Source organism: Sphingomonas sp. SP3 (assembly GCF_058514305.1).
Genome location: NZ_JBZSOE010000001.1, coordinates 983,702 through 1,000,077 on the forward strand (window position 1 = coordinate 983,702; position 16,376 = coordinate 1,000,077).

The 16,376-nt window shown below is 63.9% G+C and carries 16 protein-coding genes; 11 read left to right on the plus strand and 5 right to left on the minus strand.

What is annotated here, in order from left to right; translation table 11 throughout:
* The first annotated feature begins 146 nt into the window (after positions 1–146).
* Positions 147–854, plus strand: a complete 708-nt coding sequence (locus AC4K8G_RS05200) for a hypothetical protein (protein ID WP_491733107.1) — start codon at positions 147–149, stop codon at positions 852–854.
* On the opposite strand, the gene AC4K8G_RS05205 is transcribed toward AC4K8G_RS05200, so the two are convergent.
* Positions 799–1,800 (minus strand): GlxA family transcriptional regulator, encoded by a 1,002-nt coding sequence (locus tag AC4K8G_RS05205; protein WP_491734414.1) that lies wholly within the window; start codon positions 1,798–1,800, stop codon positions 799–801. The genes AC4K8G_RS05200 and AC4K8G_RS05205 overlap by 56 nt on opposite strands.
* Positions 1,801–1,963: 163 nt before the next feature.
* On the opposite strand from AC4K8G_RS05205, the gene AC4K8G_RS05210 reads away from it, so the two are divergent.
* The 8 genes from AC4K8G_RS05210 (at position 1,964) to AC4K8G_RS05245 (ending at position 11,390) form a co-directional block, all read left to right on the plus strand.
* Positions 1,964–2,335 (plus strand): cupin domain-containing protein, encoded by a 372-nt coding sequence (locus AC4K8G_RS05210; protein ID WP_491733108.1) that lies wholly within the window; start codon positions 1,964–1,966, stop codon positions 2,333–2,335.
* Positions 2,335–3,333, plus strand: a complete 999-nt coding sequence (locus AC4K8G_RS05215) for an alpha/beta fold hydrolase (protein WP_491733109.1) — start codon at positions 2,335–2,337, stop codon at positions 3,331–3,333. Before AC4K8G_RS05210 ends, AC4K8G_RS05215 begins: the two co-directional genes overlap by 1 nt.
* Positions 3,333–4,214, plus strand: a complete 882-nt coding sequence (locus tag AC4K8G_RS05220) for a PhzF family phenazine biosynthesis protein (protein WP_491733110.1) — start codon at positions 3,333–3,335, stop codon at positions 4,212–4,214. Before AC4K8G_RS05215 ends, AC4K8G_RS05220 begins: the two co-directional genes overlap by 1 nt.
* Before the next feature lie 76 nt (positions 4,215–4,290).
* Entirely contained in the window at positions 4,291–6,507 is a 2,217-nt protein-coding gene (locus AC4K8G_RS05225; protein ID WP_491733111.1) for a beta-glucosidase family protein, read from the plus strand.
* Positions 6,504–7,097, plus strand: a complete 594-nt coding sequence (locus tag AC4K8G_RS05230; RefSeq protein WP_491733112.1) for an SCO family protein — start codon at positions 6,504–6,506, stop codon at positions 7,095–7,097. The genes AC4K8G_RS05225 and AC4K8G_RS05230 overlap by 4 nt, the downstream gene beginning before the upstream one ends.
* Positions 7,098–7,103: 6 nt before the next feature.
* Complete coding sequence (locus AC4K8G_RS05235) at positions 7,104–8,453, plus strand: protein adenylyltransferase SelO family protein (RefSeq protein ID WP_491733113.1); 1,350 nt, start codon at positions 7,104–7,106, stop codon at positions 8,451–8,453.
* Complete coding sequence (astD, locus tag AC4K8G_RS05240) at positions 8,440–9,903, plus strand: succinylglutamate-semialdehyde dehydrogenase (RefSeq protein WP_491733114.1); 1,464 nt, start codon at positions 8,440–8,442, stop codon at positions 9,901–9,903. The genes AC4K8G_RS05235 and astD overlap by 14 nt, the downstream gene beginning before the upstream one ends.
* A gap of 35 nt (positions 9,904–9,938) precedes the next feature.
* A complete protein-coding gene (locus tag AC4K8G_RS05245) occupies positions 9,939–11,390 on the plus strand; it encodes a L,D-transpeptidase family protein (protein WP_491733115.1) in 1,452 nt (483 codons plus the stop codon).
* 63 nt (positions 11,391–11,453) lie between these two features.
* Here AC4K8G_RS05245 and AC4K8G_RS05250 read toward each other — a convergent pair whose 3' ends face one another.
* A complete protein-coding gene (locus tag AC4K8G_RS05250) occupies positions 11,454–12,977 on the minus strand; it encodes a replicative DNA helicase (RefSeq protein ID WP_491733116.1) in 1,524 nt (507 codons plus the stop codon).
* A 191-nt stretch (positions 12,978–13,168) separates the two neighbouring features.
* Between AC4K8G_RS05250 and dcd the strand changes: the two genes are divergently transcribed.
* Entirely contained in the window at positions 13,169–13,723 is a 555-nt protein-coding gene (gene dcd / locus AC4K8G_RS05255) for a dCTP deaminase (RefSeq protein WP_491733117.1), read from the plus strand.
* Positions 13,720–14,943, plus strand: coding sequence for a kynureninase (gene kynU / locus AC4K8G_RS05260; protein WP_491733118.1), 1,224 nt, complete (start codon positions 13,720–13,722; stop codon positions 14,941–14,943). The genes dcd and kynU overlap by 4 nt, the downstream gene beginning before the upstream one ends.
* On the opposite strand, the gene AC4K8G_RS05265 is transcribed toward kynU, so the two are convergent.
* The 3 genes from AC4K8G_RS05265 to AC4K8G_RS05275 form a co-directional block, all read right to left on the minus strand.
* Positions 14,936–15,346, minus strand: coding sequence for a DoxX family protein (locus AC4K8G_RS05265; protein WP_491733119.1), 411 nt, complete (start codon positions 15,344–15,346; stop codon positions 14,936–14,938). The two genes, kynU and AC4K8G_RS05265, sit on opposite strands and share 8 nt — an antisense overlap.
* Before the next feature lie 71 nt (positions 15,347–15,417).
* The gene (locus AC4K8G_RS05270) at positions 15,418–16,020 is read right to left on the minus strand and encodes an NADPH-dependent FMN reductase (protein WP_491733120.1); all 603 of its coding nucleotides are present in this window, start codon (positions 16,018–16,020) and stop codon (positions 15,418–15,420) included.
* 101 nt (positions 16,021–16,121) lie between these two features.
* Positions 16,122–16,370, minus strand: coding sequence for a hypothetical protein (locus AC4K8G_RS05275; protein ID WP_491733121.1), 249 nt, complete (start codon positions 16,368–16,370; stop codon positions 16,122–16,124).
* Between the last annotated feature and the right edge of the window lie 6 nt (positions 16,371–16,376).

A 16,376-nucleotide genomic window follows, 5' to 3' on the forward strand; every position in this document is an offset into this window, starting at 1 on the left:
GACAGGCGTTCGCGGTTCGCGCAGCAACCCCGCGTCAGCAATGGGGGATTGCAATGGCTACGGCACCTGTTTTCGAAGAACGAAAAATTTCCGTAGGGCGGGTTTTTCAGCGCGCCTTCTCGGCCATTGGCAACAATCCAGTAGTGGTGTTGGGCTTGGCCGTGCTCGTCGGTGCGTTGCCGAGCCTGCTCATGACCTATTTGTTCGTCCAGCTCGGGCTGACTTCTCCGGAAGCAATCCAAAGTGGAGCAGTCTCTCCAACCGGCTTCGGCGCCGCGATCTTCATTTCGTCCGTCATCGGCATGGTCGTCGCCGCCTTGGTGCAAGCGTCGCTCACGCGGGCGGTGGTGTCGGCAAATGAAGGCCGCCGGGTGACGTTCGGAGAGAGTCTTTCCGCCGGTTTCCGCATGATCCTGCCCTTGATCGCCTTGAGCATCCTGTTCGCGATCGGCGTCGGCATTGGGTTCATGCTTTTGCTAATCCCGGGCATCATCCTTCTGTTGATGTGGGCCGTTGCCATTCCGGTGCTGGTCATCGAACGGCCCGGCGTCATCGCGTCTTTCGGTCGCAGCGCCGAGCTTACGAAGGGATCGCGCTGGAAGATCCTCGGGCTCTTCCTCGTATTGTTCATCAGCTACTGGCTACTGACGGTAGTCGTCGGCCTGGTCGGCCTCGGAATGTACGGAGCGACGAGCGGCGCGGGCGGGCTCACCGTCGCGAACCTTCTCGGCAGCGTCATCGCGGGCACGGTCTTCAACATTCTTTGGGGGACCATCCAGCCGTCGCTGTACGTCGAACTCAGGCAAGCGAAGGAAGGCCTCGCCGTAGAAGACTTGCAGGATGTATTCGCCTGAGCGAGCGTAGGTCGCGCGGACCAACGCCCAGCCCGCGCCTGATCAACCCTCGCAGCGTGGATGGGTCCGCATAGCCGACTCGGAAGGCGATCTGCTCGAACGGCAGGTGCGTCGATTCAATCAGCTCGATTGCGCGCTCGACCCGCAATTGCTGGAGGAACTGGATCGGCGACAGACCCGTCGCCGCGGCCACCCGGCGCGAGAACGTGCGGGGCGAATGGCCCGCCGCGCTGGCCAGGTCGTTGACGCTGATCGGCTCGTCCAGCCGCGGCCGTGCCCAGGCCGCCGCCTTGGCGATGCTTTCGCTCGACGCCGCAAGCAGGCCGATCGCCATATAAGGCGTCTGCGAACGACGCTCGTCGAGGACCATTTTTCGCGCGCAGACTTCAGCGACTTCCGCGCCGGCATGGCGCGCGACGAGGCCGACCATCAGGTCCATCTGCGCCATCGCCGCGCCGGCCGTGGTGAACAATCCGTCCGTGACGATGAGCTCGGCGCTGTCGAGGCGCACTTGCGGGAACATTTCGCTGAACACCGGCGCCAGCCACCAGGCGGTCGTCGCGCGGCGGCCATCGAGCAGGCGGCTGCTCGCCAGCAACAAGGTGCCGGTGCAGGAGCTTGCGACATGCGCTTCATTCTCGGCGGCGCGGCGGATGATTCGGCGCGCATGTTCAGCGTCACTCGCCGTTAGCCGATCGGCGTAGCTCGCCGCCTTGGACAGGCCCTGCGCGGGGACGATCAGCAGCTCGGGCGTCGCGTGCGCTGCCTCCGGGAAGGCCAGGAACGGCCGGAACAGCTTCGCGCCCGAGCCCTCGAGCCGAATGTCGAATGCCGGCGGCCTGCCGGCATTGATGCAGGCATGATTGGCCATCGCCAGCACGTCCAGCGTGACCGTGACGCTCGATGCCATGGCTCCATCGAGCGCGAGAACGGTGACCGGCAGCATCACGACATTTTCCTACTATTCAAGCGCTCGCACTAGTGGCCTATTCGACCATGATCGAGGATTTTTCGCCAAACGGCATTTTGGCAAATCCTCCCCGATCTTTGGCTATTCTCTCACTGGCCGCGACCGTGTTGCCGGCCATTTTGGCGCGCGGAGGTGGAACATGATTGACCGCACGCAACCGCTTAAAATCAACCTCGCCGAGAGCTTCGCGACATTCGACGAGACATGGTCGCCCAAGATCGTCGCCCGGTACAACGACAATGAGGTTCGGCTTTGCAAAACCGAGGGCGAATGGGTGTGGCACAAGCATGACGAGACCGACGAGCTGTTCGTAATCCTGGAAGGCGAGTTCGAAATGGCCTTCCGCGACAAGGTCGTGACTGTCGGGCCGGGCGAATTGCTGCTCGTGCCACGGGGCGTCGAGCATCGGCCGGCCGCGCGCAAAGGGGTCGTTAAGCTGATCCTGATCGACCCGGACGGGACGCCGAACACCGGGGACGTGAAGACCGCGACCCACGCGGTGGAGCTTTGATGCCGTTTCTTCTCGCGGCGCTCGCGGCCGCCGTCACCGCGCCAGCGCTGCCCGCTTCGACGCGAGTGGAAGTTGCGCCCGGCCGCTCACTGGCAATGACCTGTGTTGGCAACGGCCCGCAAACGGTCCTGTTCGATGCCGGGGGGAGCGACTGGTCGCTGGTATGGGCCACGATCCTGCCCCGGCTTGCGGATCGAGCCCGCGCCTGCGCCTACGACCGCGCCGGTTTGGGAAAAAGCGATCCAGCGCCCGTGGCGCGAACGCCATTTGCTATCGTCGAGGACCTGCACGCGCTCATCAAAGCGCGGTTCACCACACCGGTGGTGCTCGTCGGCCACTCGCTCGGCGGGTTCAACGTGAAGCTCTATACCGCGCTCCACCCCAAGGATGTCGCCGGGCTTGTCCTGGTCGACCCGTCCGAGGAGCGGGACTGGGACCGGACACGGGCGTGGGCGATTGAGAAATACGGTGCGAACACCGCTACCAAGGCCGAGCTCTCCGACAGGAGCTTCATCGCCGGGCTGATGGAGCGCTATCGCCGTTGCGCGACCATCGCGCAGCCAAATGGGCTCGACCCCTCGTCGCTCGACTATCGCCGCTGCTCCGATCCTCCGCGTCCGGCGCTCGGCGATCAGATCAATACCGAGCGGCAAAAGGTGCAGGCGACCGCTGGCTTCCAGGCCGCCCAAGCGTCGGAAGTCCTCAACAGCGTTTATGGCTCCGACGAATCGGACAAAGCCTACGCACAGTTGTTCCGCCCCGGCATGTTTGGCTCGAAGCCCCTCGTCGTCCTCACTCACCTCGAAGAGCCATCGACCGATCCGGTCGACCAGCTCGGCGCCGACCAGGGCCTGAAGCTCCACGAAGAGACCGCACGATTGTCGCTTCGCGGGCGTCATCTGCCGGTGAGCAGCTCGGGCCATTATATCCAGTTGGACCAGCCGGACGTTTTGCTGCAGGCGATCGACGGGGTTCTGGAGCAACTGAAGAAGGGCTGATGCGCAAATACGATTATGCGACCGTCGACGTGTTCACGACGACACGTTTCGGCGGCAACCCGCTCGCGGTCTTCACCAATGCAAAAGGCCTGACCGACGCCGACATGCAATCGCTCGCAGCAGAGATGAATTATTCGGAGACGACCTTCGTCCTGCCGCCGAAGGACCCAGCCAACAGCGCGCAGGTCCGCATTTTCAACCGAACCGCCGAAATGCCCTTCGCCGGACACCCGAACGTCGGCACCGCCTTCGTCCTCGCCCGGCTTCGCCCGGAGCTCGGCGACACGCTTCAATTTGAGGAAATGGCGGGCCTGGTCAGCGTCAGACTGGCTGGCTCAAACGCAGAGGCTAATGGAGCCGAGATCGACGCACCGCAACCGCTGCAGCTGCTCGGCGAAATCGATCCCGCCGCTCTCGCCCCGTGTATCGGGCTCTCGCCCGACGACGTGGTAATCGACACGCACCGGCCGGTTCGCGCGACCGTCGGCGTCGAGTTTGTGCTGGTCGAGGTGGCGGCGGACAAGCTCTCCAGCGCGGCGCCGGATCTCGCCGCCTTTCGCGCGCTCGCCGCGAAGCAGGAACCTGGCCGCCGCCTGTCGGTGTTCCTTTACGCGCGGGACGCCGCCGCGGTGCGCGCACGCATGTTCGCGCCGCTCGCGGGCACTTGGGAGGATCCGGCGACCGGAAGCGCCAGCGCGACCCTCGGCGCGCTGCTATTGCATCATTCGGGTGCCGACGATGTTTCGATCGACATCATACAGGGCGTCGAAATGGGCCGGCCGAGCGCGCTCAAGGTGAATGCGCATCGCGCTTCCGACGGTATTCGCGCGAGCGTGGGCGGCACCTGCGTCCCGATCTTCCACGGCTCGATCGAGATGTGACCGGCCCGTAAAACTGGACTGGACATCGCAGGCGAACATGGCGACTCCGATTGCCGCTCAGGCTCAGGGGTTTCGGATGAACAGGATCGCGTTGATCGCCGCTTCGCTCGCCATGCTGGTTGGGTCATCGGCGCAGGCCGCAGGGGCGGACCAGCCATGGCTCGATCCGAAGCTTTCGCCCGAATCCCGTGCGCAGGCAGCGGTCGCCGCGATGACGCTTGATGAAAAGCTGCGGCTCATCTTCGGCTATTCCGACCAGGCCATGACGGAGCTGTCCAAGGTGCCGGACGACATCGTCTCGCCCGAGCTCAAGACCTATGTCGTGACCCACCAGGTCAAGGGTTCGGCGGGCTTCGTGCCCGGCGTTCCGAGGCTCGGCATCCCCGACCAGACCCAGACCGACGCGTCGATCGGCGTCCGCAACAGCTTCATTCCCAGCACCGCTTTGCCGTCGTCGCTCGCGACTGCCGCGAGCTTCGATCCGGCGGTGGTCCGCGCGGGCGGGGTGATGATCGGCGCGGAGGCGCGCGCGACCGGCCACAACACGATGCTCTCGGGCGGCGTGAACCTGGCGCGCGAGCCGAGGAACGGCCGCAACTTCGAATATGTCGGTGAGGATCCTTTGCTTGCGGGCACGATGGCCGGAGCGCTGATCGACGGCATCCAGTCCAACCGCATCATCTCGACCATCAAACATTATGCCGTGAACGACCAGGAGACGCTGCGCACCTCGCTTGACGTGACCATTTCCGCCGCGGCGATGCGCCAGTCAGACCTGCTCGCGTTCGAGCTGGCGATCGAGAAGAGCTCGCCGGGTTCGGTGATGTGCTCCTACAACCTCATCAACGGACGCTGGGGCTGCGAGAACGATTACCTCCTCAACACCGTCCTCAAGGGCGACTGGGGCTATAAGGGTTTCGTGATGAGTGACTGGGGCGCGGTTCACTCGACCGTCGGCGCAGCCAACAATGGCCTCGATCAGTTCACCGGCTTTTGCTGCAAGGAAGACAAGGGCTGGTTCTCGCCGCCGGCAATGAAGGCCGCTCTCGCATCCGGTGCGATCTCGCAGGCGCGGCTCGACGACATGGTGACCCGTATCCTGTGGGCACTATTCGCGAAAGGGCCGGTCGACGACCCGATCAAGGTCACGCCCGTCGATTACGCGGCGCACGCTTTCGTCTCCCAAAAGGCGGCGGAAGAGTCGCTGGTGCTGCTGAAGAACGAGGGCAATTTGCTGCCCCTGCGGGGGGTCAGGTCGATCGCGGTGATTGGCGGCCATGCCGACAAGGGCGTGCTCGCCGGCGCGGGCTCGTCGGATGTGACGCCGCTCGGCGGCGACCAGAAGATCGGTGGGCATAGCTACTTGCCCTCACCGCCGCTCGACGCGCTTCGCAAGGAGCTCCCAAGGGCCAAGATCGCGTTCGACGCGGGTACGGACCACGCTGCGGCCGCAGCGCTTGCCGGCCAAGCCGACGTCGCGATCGTGTTCGTGACCCGCCACAACAGCGAAGGCTCCGAAGCCAGCCTGACCATGGTCGACAATCAGGACGACCTCGTCGCCTCAGTCGTCCGCGCCAACGCCAGGACCATCGTCGTCGCCGAGACCGGTGCCGCGATCTACATGCCGTGGGTCGATGACGTGCCGGCGATCCTCGAAGCCTTCTATCCGGGCATTCGTGGCGGTCCGGCGATCGCTCGCATCCTCACCGGCAAGGTCAATCCTTCGGGCCATCTCCCGATCAGCTTCCCGGCCTCGGCCGACCAGCTCGCGCGGCCGGATATTGCGGGCCTTGGCGAGCCTGACGGGACGCCGGCCGAAGTGCTCTACGACGAGGGAGCGGCAATTGGGTACAAGTGGTACGACGTGAAGGGCTACAAGCCGCTCTTCTGGTTCGGCCACGGTCTCAGCTACACCAGCTTCGCGGTGTCCGACCTCGCCGCAGCGCCCGACGGCAAGGCGATCAAGGCTAGCTTCGCAATCCGCAACACTGGAAAACGCGCGGGCAAGGGCGTCGGCCAGGTCTATGTAGCGCCCGCCGACTGGAAAAAGGCCGGCTGGGAAGCGCCCAAGCGTCTCGGCGGCTTCGCCAAGGCCGACCTCAAGCCGGGCAAGTCGCAGCGCATCGAGCTGAGCGTCGACCCGCGCCTGCTCGCCACTTATGAGGCCGCCAACAACAATTGGCACATCAAGGCCGGGGAATATCGCCTGCTGCTCGGACAGGCGGCGGACGACACGATGCAAAGCGTGACCGTGACCTTGCCCGACAGCCTGTGGAGCGCCGCACACCAATGAAGCGCCTTCGTTTGATCCTTTGGGCGCTCGTCGCCGTGGTTGCGGTCGCAGCCGGGGTTATGCTGCTTACGCACAGGAGCTCGACCGGCTCTTCCGGCTCGACCACCGCGAAGACCAATTTTGGGGGCGCATTCACGCTCACCGGCGGCGACGGCAAGCTGTTCTCGAGTCAGTCGCTCGAGGGCAAGCCCTACGCCATCTACTTCGGGTTCACGCGCTGCGGCGACGTCTGCCCGACGACCCTGTCGCGGCTGGTGAAGCTGCGGCGCGCGGCCGGGCCGGAGAAAGCGCTCAATATCGTCTTCGTGACCATCGATCCGGCCAACGACCGGCCAAAGGAAGTCGGCCAATATGCCGAGCTGTTCGGCTCGCCGATCATCGGCCTTACCGGCAGCCAGGCGCAGATCGACCAGGTGAAGAAGCAGTACGGCATCTTCGCCCAGCCCATGCCCCACGCGGCAATGGGCAAGCAGTTCGAGCATACGGCGACCGTCCTGCTGTTCGACCGCGGCGGCGAGTTCGTCGGCACGATTACGCCGACGGAGCCTGACGACAGCGCGATCGCATCGTTGAAGGCGCTGATCGGTTAGGGAGGGATGAGTTCTTACCGACCCGATCCGAAGATCCTCGACCTCGGTCCCGATTTTTACGATCCGGTCGAGCCGGCGAAATTCCCGAAAGCGATCCCCCGCTTCCTCAACCAGCGATGGGCAGAACGGGTTGGCCTCAATTTCGATGCTGCCGGCTGGGAGGCGCATTTCTGCCGCTTTGAACCAATGCCCGACAACGTGCCGCAGCCGCTCGCGCTGCGTTACCACGGCCATCAGTTCCGCGTGTACAATCCGCAGATCGGCGATGGCCGCGGCTTCACCTTTGCCCAGCTTCGCGACGACAGGGGTCGTCTGCTCGACCTTGGCACCAAGGGATCCGGCCAGACGCCCTACAGCCGCCACGCCGACGGCCGCCTGACCCTCAAAGGCGGTGTGCGCGAGGTCCTCGCGACCGAGATGCTCGAAGCGCTCGGCGTCAACACATCGAAGAGCTTTGCGCTGTTCGAGACGGGCGAAGAATTGGAACGCGAGGACGAGCCCTCGCCTACCCGCTCCGCGGTGCTCACGCGCCTCAGCCACGGGCACATCCGCATCGGCACGTTCCAGCGGCTCGCCTTCTTCGGGGAGGTGGACAACCTCAAGAAGCTCACTGCCTATTGTCTCGCCAATCTCTACAGCGAGCCAGGGGACGATCCGCTGCACCTGTTCGACCTCGTCAGCGAGGCGACTGCGAAGCTTGCGGCCTCTTATCTCGCGGCCGGTTTCGTCCATGGCGTCGTCAACAGCGACAACATCAACGTCACCGGCGAAAGCTTCGATTACGGCCCGTGGCGGTTCACGCCAGACTGGGACGCTGACTTCACCGCGGCTTACTTCGACCATTACGGGCTCTACAGCTTCGGCCGGCAGCCGGAGGCGATTCACTGGGACGTCGCGCAACTCGCCGGCTGCCTGTCATTGATCGCCGAAGCGCAAAAGCTAAGCGACATGCTCGGCGACTGGAGCAGGAGATTCGAAACCGCGCTGGTCGACGCCATGTGCCGGCGGCTCGGCGTAGCTAGCGATCGCGATGTGGCAGCCGCGCTCATCACCGCGCTGGCTTCCCGCGAAGTCCCAATTGACCGCGTCTTCTTCGACTGGCGCGGCGGGCGCGAACCAGGTGCGGCCGCCTACGCGTCCGAGCCCTTCCGGGCGCTGGCCAAGGCGCTGGAGGGTCGCACTCGAGTTCCCAAGCACCCATATTGGTCGGACGAGGGCCCTTGTTCGATGCATATCGAGGAGGTGGAAGCGATCTGGGCGGCGATTTCCGACGCCGACGACTGGCAGCCCTTCGAGGACAAGGTTAGAGCGATCCGCCGCATGGGCGAGGCAATGGAGCAGGATGCAGCAGGTTAAGGAAAAAGAGCGGAGCCACGCTGCCGCAAAGACCCTCACGTCGACCAACCCCGCCACCGGCGAGCAGGTCTGGTCGGGCGAGATCGGCGATGCCGCGGCCGAGGTCGCCGCAGCGCGCGAAGCCGCACCTGAATGGGCGGCGCGAAGCACCTCTTATCGCATCGAGGCCGTGCGCCGCTTTGCCAATGTCGTGCGCAAAGCCGCGGACGAGTTTGCCGAGCTGATTTCGAAGGAAACGGGCAAGCCTTACTGGGAGGCAAAGACCGAGGTCAGCGCGGTCGTCAACAAGGTCGACATCTCGATCGAGGCCTATGCCGAGCGCACGCCGCAGCGGAAGCTCGAGGCAGCGATGGGCAACAAGATTGCAATCCGCCACAAGCCGCATGGCGTGCTCGCGGTGCTGGGTCCGTACAATTTCCCCGCGCACCTGCCCAACGGTCACATCATCCCGGCACTGATCGCCGGTAACGCGGTGGTGTTCAAACCATCCGAAAAGACGCCTGGAGTCGGCGCCTTCCTGGTCGATTGCCTGCACAAGGCGAAGATTCCGCAGGGCGTGGTTCGGCTGCTGATCGGCGGTCCGGAGCAGGGCAAGGCACTCGCGTCGGAGCCGGGCATCGATGGCCTGCTTTTCACCGGCTCGGCCCGCGCGGGCCAGTCGCTCCATCGACAATTCGCCGACATGCCGCACAAAATCCTCGCGCTCGAATTGGGCGGCAACAATCCGCTGGTCGTGTGGAATCCCAAGGACATTCCGTCGGCTGCGGCGATCGCAGTCCAGTCCGCCTATCTGACCGCGGGCCAGCGGTGCACGGCCGCGCGCCGGCTGATTGTCGAGGAGGGCAAGGCAGACAAGCTGATCGCCGAGATCCAGTCGGTGCTCGACCGGCTCATCGTCGACCAACCATTCGCCGACCCGCAGCCGTTCATGGGGCCGGTCATCGACAATGGCGCCGCCGACCATGTCCAGGAGCAATGGCTCAACCTGATGATGAAGGGCGGCAAGCCGCTTCGTCGCCTCGATCGCCCCTTTGAGGAGCGGCCCTACCTGACGCCCGGCTTGATCGACGTGACCGACATGAAGGATCGTCCGGACGAAGAGATTTTCGGGCCGGTGCTCCAAATCATCCGGGTCGAGGATTTCGATGCGGCGATCGCCGAGGCAAACAACACGCGCTTCGGGCTTGCCGCGAGCCTCGTTGGCGGCACGCCCGAAATGTACAACAAGTTCTGGGCCAGCGTCCGCGCCGGTGTCATCAACTGGAACAAGCCGACCAACGGTGCGCCATCGAGTGCGCCGTTCGGCGGCGTAGGGCTCAGCGGCAATCACCGTCCGAGCGCCTTTTACGCGGCCGACTATTGCGCCTATCCGGTGACGAGCAGCGAAGCTGACCGGGCGCGCGCAACGCTGGGCGAAGGCATCCGCGATCCGGACATGCTCGAGGACTAACGAACCTTTTTCGTTTCCCGCCGCGTTCATCCGCCGTGAAAAAGCAATCGTGGCCCGGCAAAGCCCTGATATTTGCCCTGTCCAGCGTTTCCCTCATTGCCTGCTCGCAGGCGGGAAGCGGATCCAACCAAGCAAGCGCCAATGCGTCTGGCGAGAGCATTTCCCTGAACGACAAGGCCGAGAAGGACCTGCGCGAGGCAATCGCGCAAGCGCCCATGCACGGCTTGAAGACGGAGCTCTTCCTGAAAGGCAGCGAAGACGGGCCGGCGCTGGTCCAGGCCGGTCTGAAATATGCTTCGGCGCTGGCCAACGGCTACACCGACCCTAACAAGCTGCACGAGGTCTACACGATCCCCCGGCCCAAGACCGACGTTCGCGCCGGCCTCCAGCAGGCGATCCAGAACGGCAACGTCGGGGAGTGGCTGAATTCGCTCGCGCCCCAGACCGACGAATATAAGGCACTGAGCCAGGCCTTCGTCCACTATGCGAAGCTCGCGGGGCAAGGCGGTCAACAGCAGATACCGTCCGACACCGCGATCAAGCCGGGTGCGCGCGATACCCGTATCCCGGCCATCGTCGCGGTGCTTCGCTCGGGCGGATACATCCCCGAACAAGCGCAAGGCACTCCCGATCCCACTGTCTATACGCCGGCGTTGGTTGCCGCGGTGAAGCAGTATCAGTCGGACATGGGCACCAAGCCCGACGGCGTTCTAGGCAAGGAGACCATCGGGGCGCTGAGCTGGGGACCCGTTCAGCGCGCGCGCCAGCTAGCCGTCGCCATGGAGCGGCTTCGCTGGCTCAAGCGCGACCCGCCCAAAACGCGGATCGACGTGAACACCGCCGCCTCCTTCCTCGATTTTTGGCGCGACGGCCAGCACGTCGACCATCGCAAGGTGATCAATGGCGAGAGCGACAAGCCGACGCCCCAGCTGCAGGCCCCAATCGTCAACCTGGTCGCCAAGCCGGTCTGGAACATCCCCGAAGGAATCGCCGCGAAAGAGCTGGTGACCAAGAGCGGGAGCTGGCTCGCCAGTAACGGCTACGTCCAGAAGAACGGCAAGTGGATCCAGAAGTCGGGCCCGAAGAACTCACTAGGCCTGGTCAAGTTCGACATGGACGATGATGAGGCGATCTACCTCCACGACACCCCGGCCAAGGCCGTCTTCGCGGAAACCGACCGCCATCGCAGCCATGGCTGCGTCCGGGTCGAAAATGCGGTCCAGTTCGCGACCAGCCTGGCGCAGCAGGAAGGCATCCTCGATAAATTCTCCGCTGCGATGCAGAAGGATGACGAGGCCTTCATCAAGCTGCCGAACCCACTTCTCGTCCGCCTGCTCTACCAGACCGCGTTCTGGGACGGCTCGCGCGTCCAGTTCCGACCTGACGTCTATGGCTGGGACGACAATATCGCGAAGGCGCTCGAGCTCGCGCCCGGCGAGCCGCAGAAGATCGAACAGCCCGAAAGCAGCGACGATATCGGGCCGTAAATTCGACAGAGGGCGCCGGACACGAAGTCCGACGCCCTCGTCCCCCTCCCCCGGAACTGCCGACTAGTTCCGCATCTCGGGCAAATAGCGTTCGTCGACTGCGTCGCTGAACTTGGTTGTCCGACCGTCGAACCTGACCCTGACGATCCCGGTTGAACCGTGGCGCTGCTTGGCGACGATGATCTCCGCCTTCCCCGCAGCGGCATCGTATTTCTGCTTCCACTCTTCGTACTTGGTAACCTTGTCGAGGCTGGCGGAGGCTTCCTCCGGCGTCGGCATCTCGATCTCCGTCCCCTTGAGGTAATAATCCTCGCGATAGATGAAGAGCACGATGTCGGCGTCCTGCTCGATCGAGCCGGATTCGCGAAGGTCAGACAGTTGGGGCCGCTTGTCCTCGCGCTGTTCGACCGCGCGGCTCAGCTGCGACAGGCCGATCACGGGTACGTCCAGTTCCTTGGCGAGCTGTTTCAGGCCGCGGCTGATTTCCGAGATTTCCTGCACGCGGTTGTCGTTACCGCTCCGGCCGCTGCCCTGGAGCAGCTGGAGATAGTCGACCACGACCACGCCGATATTTTTCTGGCGCTTAAGCCGGCGCGCCCGCGTGCGCAGCGCGGCGATCGTCAAGCCCGGCGTGTCGTCGATATAAAGAGGAAGGCTCTGGAGCTCGGCGGCGGCGCGCGCTAGCTCGCGAAATTCCTGCTGGGTGATGCGCCCCGTGCGCAGGTTCTCGGACGTAATGCCCGACTGCTCCGACAGGATACGCGTGGCTAGCTGGTCGGCCGACATTTCCAGGCTGAACAGCAAGGCAGCGGCGCCGGCCGATTTCTCCGCCTCAACCCCTTCTGAGACGTCGCGAAGGAAGCGCTGCGCCGCGGCGAAGGCCATGTTCGTGCCGAGCGCACTCTTGCCCATGCCGGGGCGACCCGCGACGATGATCAAGTCCGATTTGTGGAGGCCGCCGATCTTGGAATTGAGCGCATCGAGGCCGGTAGTGAAGCCTGAAAGATGGCCGCCGCTGTTTAGCGCGCGTTCGGCCATCTCCAGAGCTTCCTTGGTAGCTTCGGAGAAGGACTTGGCCTTGCCCTCGGCTCCCCCCTCCTCGGCTACCTTGTATAACTCGGTCTCGGCGCGCTCGATTTGAGCGAGGGGGGCAACGTCCTCACTCGTGTCGAGCGCGCCTTCGACCAGGTCGCGACCCACGCCGATCAGGGCTCGAAGCAACGCCAGATCGTAGATCTGTTGAGCGAAGTCCCTTGCCCCGATCACGGCCGCGCCCGATCCCGTCAATTGCGCTAAATATTGGACGCCGCCAACTTCTTTTATCGATTCGTCGCCCTCGAAAAGCGGGCGCAATGTCACCGGATTCGCGACCCGGTTTGAATCCGTAAGTTTTAGAATGGCTTCGTAGATGCGGGCATGCAGCGGCTCGAAGAAATGATGCGGCCGCAATTTTAGCTGAACGTCCTCGATCAGCCGGTTATCGATCATCAACGCGCCCAAAAGCGCCGCTTCTGCTTCGATATTCTGAGGGAGGGCCTGAGTCGCCTGATCGGACGCGGACTCGGCGATACGGATGATTTCGGCCATGGCTTGCTCCTACGCCGCCAAGGCCCCGCGGCAACGAGAACAAATTAGCACAGGCACGCTCCCCTGTGGATAGATTGTGCACGAATCGTAACGCCGTGCGGCGGAAGCCCGAAAAAGCCGGCGTGAGCTCCATCCACAGAAATCATGCGGCTCAATTGATGGGGGCCGCATGGCTCGTTAGGCGTGCTCACATGGCGATTTTATCCGACCGCTGGATTCGCGAGCAGGCGCAAGCAAACGCTATGATCGAGCCGTTCGTCGAGGCCCAGAAGCGCGATGGCTGCATCAGCTTCGGCCTCTCGTCATACGGCTATGACGCGCGCGTTTCCGACGAGTTCAAGATCTTCACCAACGTCGACAATGCGATCGTCGACCCGAAGGATTTCGCCGCGAACAGCTTCGTCGACCGCAAGACTGACGTGTGCATCATCCCGCCGAACAGCTTCGCCCTTGCGCGAACGGTCGAATATTTCCGGGTGCCCCGCGACGTTCTCGTCATTTGCCTCGGCAAATCGACCTACGCGCGGTGCGGGATCATCGTAAACGTGACCCCGCTCGAGCCGGGCTGGGAAGGCCATGTGACGCTCGAATTCTCGAACACCACGCCGCTCCCCGCCAAAGTCTACGCCAACGAAGGCGCGTGCCAGTTCCTGTTCCTACAGGGTAATGAGCCGTGCGAAGTGAGCTACGCCGACCGAGCCGGCAAATATATGGGGCAGAAGGGCGTCACGCTGCCCAAGCTGTGACAGTCGACGACGCCCACCAGCTCGACGCAGCCGATCCGCTGGCCTCTGCCCGCGAACGTTTTTCGCTGCCGGATGGCCTGATTTACCTCGACGGCAACAGCCTGGGCGCACTGCCCAGGTCCGCACCGGCCGCGCTCGCGAAGACCGCCGAGGAGCAGTGGGGCGCCGACCTGATCGCCAGCTGGAACAAGCATGGCTGGATCGACTGGCCGACGAGGGTCGCCGCGCGCCTCGCGCCGCTGATTGGCGCCAGGCCAAGCGAGCTGCTGATTGCGGATTCGACCAGCATCTGCCTGTTCAAGCTGCTTGCGGCGGCTGCGCGCACGCGGCCCGGGCGCAGGACCATCCTTTCGCAGAAGGCGAATTTCCCAACTGACCTCTATGCCGCGCAAGGCGTCGCGAACATGCTCGGTCTCGAGCTTCTGGCAGTGTCGCCGGAAGAGGTGCTCGGGTCGATCAACGCAAATACCGCCGTCGTCACCCTGACCCATGTCGACTACCGGAGCGCGAGCATCCACAACATGGCCGCGATCAATGGCGCCGCGGAAGCCGCCGGGGCGCTAGTCGTGTGGGACCTGTCGCACAGCGCCGGCGCTATCGAGCTAGATCTACACGCAGAGGGCGCGTCGCTCGCGGTCGGCTGCGGGTACAAGTATCTGAACGGCGGTCCCGGGGCACCCGCCTATGTCTATGTCGCCGAGGCGCTGCAGGACGAGTTAGCCAATCCGCTACAGGGCTGGATGGGCCATGCCGCGCCCTTCGCGTTCGTCGACGATTACCGGCCAGCCGACGGGATCCTGAAATTCCTCACCGGCACGCCGTCGATCCTCGCACTTGCAGCGCTGGACGCCGGGCTCGCCACCTTCGACGGCATCGCGATGCGCGACCTTGCGGCCAAGTCGCGCGCATTGTCGCAGCTGTTCGTCGACGAGGTCGAAGCGCGCTGCGGCGGAGAAGTGCATCTAGCCAGCCCCCGCGACGCAATGGACCGCGGGAGCCACGTCGTCTTCGCCCACCCAGAAGGCTATGCCGTCATGCAGGCGCTGATAGCGCGCGGCGTGGTCGGCGACTTCCGCGCACCGGACCTGATGCGATTTGGCTTCGCGCCGCTCTACAACGGCTTCAGCGAGATGGTCCGCGCGGCCGAGATCCTCGCCGAGCTGCTCAGCTCACGCGAATGGGATCAGCCGCGCTTCCACGCTCGATCGAAAGTTACCTGATCGGCGCGTTCCGGCTGCGCGTCCCATCCACGCTCCATGCACCCGGTCCAGCCGAGGCAATATAGAGAAAGGCGAAGCAGAACAGGATCGCGGCTTCGCCGTTGTTTAGCGCCGGCCAGAAGCTCTTCGGTCCGTGAAACATCCAATAACCAATTGCGATCTCGCCTGACGCGATGAAGGCCGCCGGTCGCGTGAAGAGGCCAAGGAAAACGAGTGCACCGGTGATGATCTCGATGACGCCGGCGACCCACAGGAGCGTTCCGACCGGTTGCAGGCCCGGAGCGCCGCCGGGCGGAAATCCGAACAATTTGATCGTCGCGTGCTCGATGAACAACAGGGCAACGATGACGCGCAAGACCGCGAGAAGCTGCGGCTGATATCTTTCAAGAAAGCGGAATTCCATGCCGTTCCTCCCGTGAGCGATTGGGGGACGATATCGCCGGTCGGCCTGGCTCGCCAGAAGGATCAGGCGTGTTACTTGCGCTGGGACGCGTGGGCCGAGTCCTCGGCGAGCAACCGGCGCGAACGATGGATCATCTCCACCCAGTCGTGGAATGCGTGGGCGAGAACGCTGATCAAGTCCTTTAACGGCCCTTCCTTCAAGCATCCGCTGTCGTCGAAGGCATCGTCGCTGACATGGCCGAGGTATGCTTCGGGCTGCTGCATCACTGGCATGTTGAGGAACACGCAGGCCTGCCGGATCTGATGATTGGCGCCGAACCCACCGATCGACCCGGGAGACGCGGTGACGATCGCCGCCGGCTTCTTGTCGAACACGCTTTGGCCGTAGGGTCGCGAGCCGACATCGATGGCATTTTTGAGCACCCCGGGAATGCCGCGATTGTATTCGGGGCTGCAGAACAAGACGCCGTCCGCCTGGCCGACCTGTTCGCGAAACCTCACCCATTGTTCGGGCGGGTTGGAGTCGATGTCCTGGTTGTAGAGCGGCAGGTCGCCAATCTCGATCATCGAGCAATCGAGATTGTCGTTGCGAAGACCGCAGATTGATCGCGCTACCTTGCGGTTGATGCTGCCTTCGCGAAGGCTGCCGACGATGATTGCGATCTTATAAGGCATGGCGCTTCTCCTGAGAATGAAGCGCCAATACCCGCTGCGACCAAAGGTTGCGATGGCACGGACACGCCGGCGGCCGAGGGGACCGCCGGCGCCCGGGAAACTTAGCGATTTTCTTCTTCGACCTGCTTCCATTGCTTCGCGGTAAGGCACGCCTTCCGCGGAAGCCGGCTGCCGGAGAGATCGAGCTGCTTACAAATCTTTTTCTCGACCGGAGCGGCCTTGGCGTCCTGCGCGGCAGCGTCTGCGGTCGCAGCCGGGGCTTGGACGGTCGATTCTGCGGCGAGCGCGACATTTGAGGTAGCGAGCAGCGAAGCGGCAGCCAATAGGCCGGAAACGGTGATGCGGTTCATGATCCA

What these genes read in the sequence shown, in the direction of transcription:
- AC4K8G_RS05205 (WP_491734414.1), bottom strand. Translation starts at nt 1,800, where the DNA reads ATGCTGCCGGTCACCGTTCTCGCGCTCGATGGAGCCATGGCATCGAGC.
- AC4K8G_RS05210 (WP_491733108.1), top strand. Translation starts at nt 1,964, where the DNA reads ATGATTGACCGCACGCAACCGCTTAAAATCAACCTCGCCGAGAGCTTC.
- AC4K8G_RS05215 (WP_491733109.1), top strand. Translation starts at nt 2,335, where the DNA reads ATGCCGTTTCTTCTCGCGGCGCTCGCGGCCGCCGTCACCGCGCCAGCG.
- AC4K8G_RS05220 (WP_491733110.1), top strand. Translation starts at nt 3,333, where the DNA reads ATGCGCAAATACGATTATGCGACCGTCGACGTGTTCACGACGACACGT.
- AC4K8G_RS05225 (WP_491733111.1), top strand. Translation starts at nt 4,291, where the DNA reads ATGAACAGGATCGCGTTGATCGCCGCTTCGCTCGCCATGCTGGTTGGG.
- AC4K8G_RS05230 (WP_491733112.1), top strand. Translation starts at nt 6,504, where the DNA reads ATGAAGCGCCTTCGTTTGATCCTTTGGGCGCTCGTCGCCGTGGTTGCG.
- AC4K8G_RS05235 (WP_491733113.1), top strand. Translation starts at nt 7,104, where the DNA reads ATGAGTTCTTACCGACCCGATCCGAAGATCCTCGACCTCGGTCCCGAT.
- astD (WP_491733114.1), top strand. Translation starts at nt 8,440, where the DNA reads ATGCAGCAGGTTAAGGAAAAAGAGCGGAGCCACGCTGCCGCAAAGACC.
- AC4K8G_RS05250 (WP_491733116.1), bottom strand. Translation starts at nt 12,977, where the DNA reads ATGGCCGAAATCATCCGTATCGCCGAGTCCGCGTCCGATCAGGCGACT.
- dcd (WP_491733117.1), top strand. Translation starts at nt 13,169, where the DNA reads ATGGCGATTTTATCCGACCGCTGGATTCGCGAGCAGGCGCAAGCAAAC.
- AC4K8G_RS05265 (WP_491733119.1), bottom strand. Translation starts at nt 15,346, where the DNA reads ATGGAATTCCGCTTTCTTGAAAGATATCAGCCGCAGCTTCTCGCGGTC.
- AC4K8G_RS05270 (WP_491733120.1), bottom strand. Translation starts at nt 16,020, where the DNA reads ATGCCTTATAAGATCGCAATCATCGTCGGCAGCCTTCGCGAAGGCAGC.
- AC4K8G_RS05275 (WP_491733121.1), bottom strand. Translation starts at nt 16,370, where the DNA reads ATGAACCGCATCACCGTTTCCGGCCTATTGGCTGCCGCTTCGCTGCTC.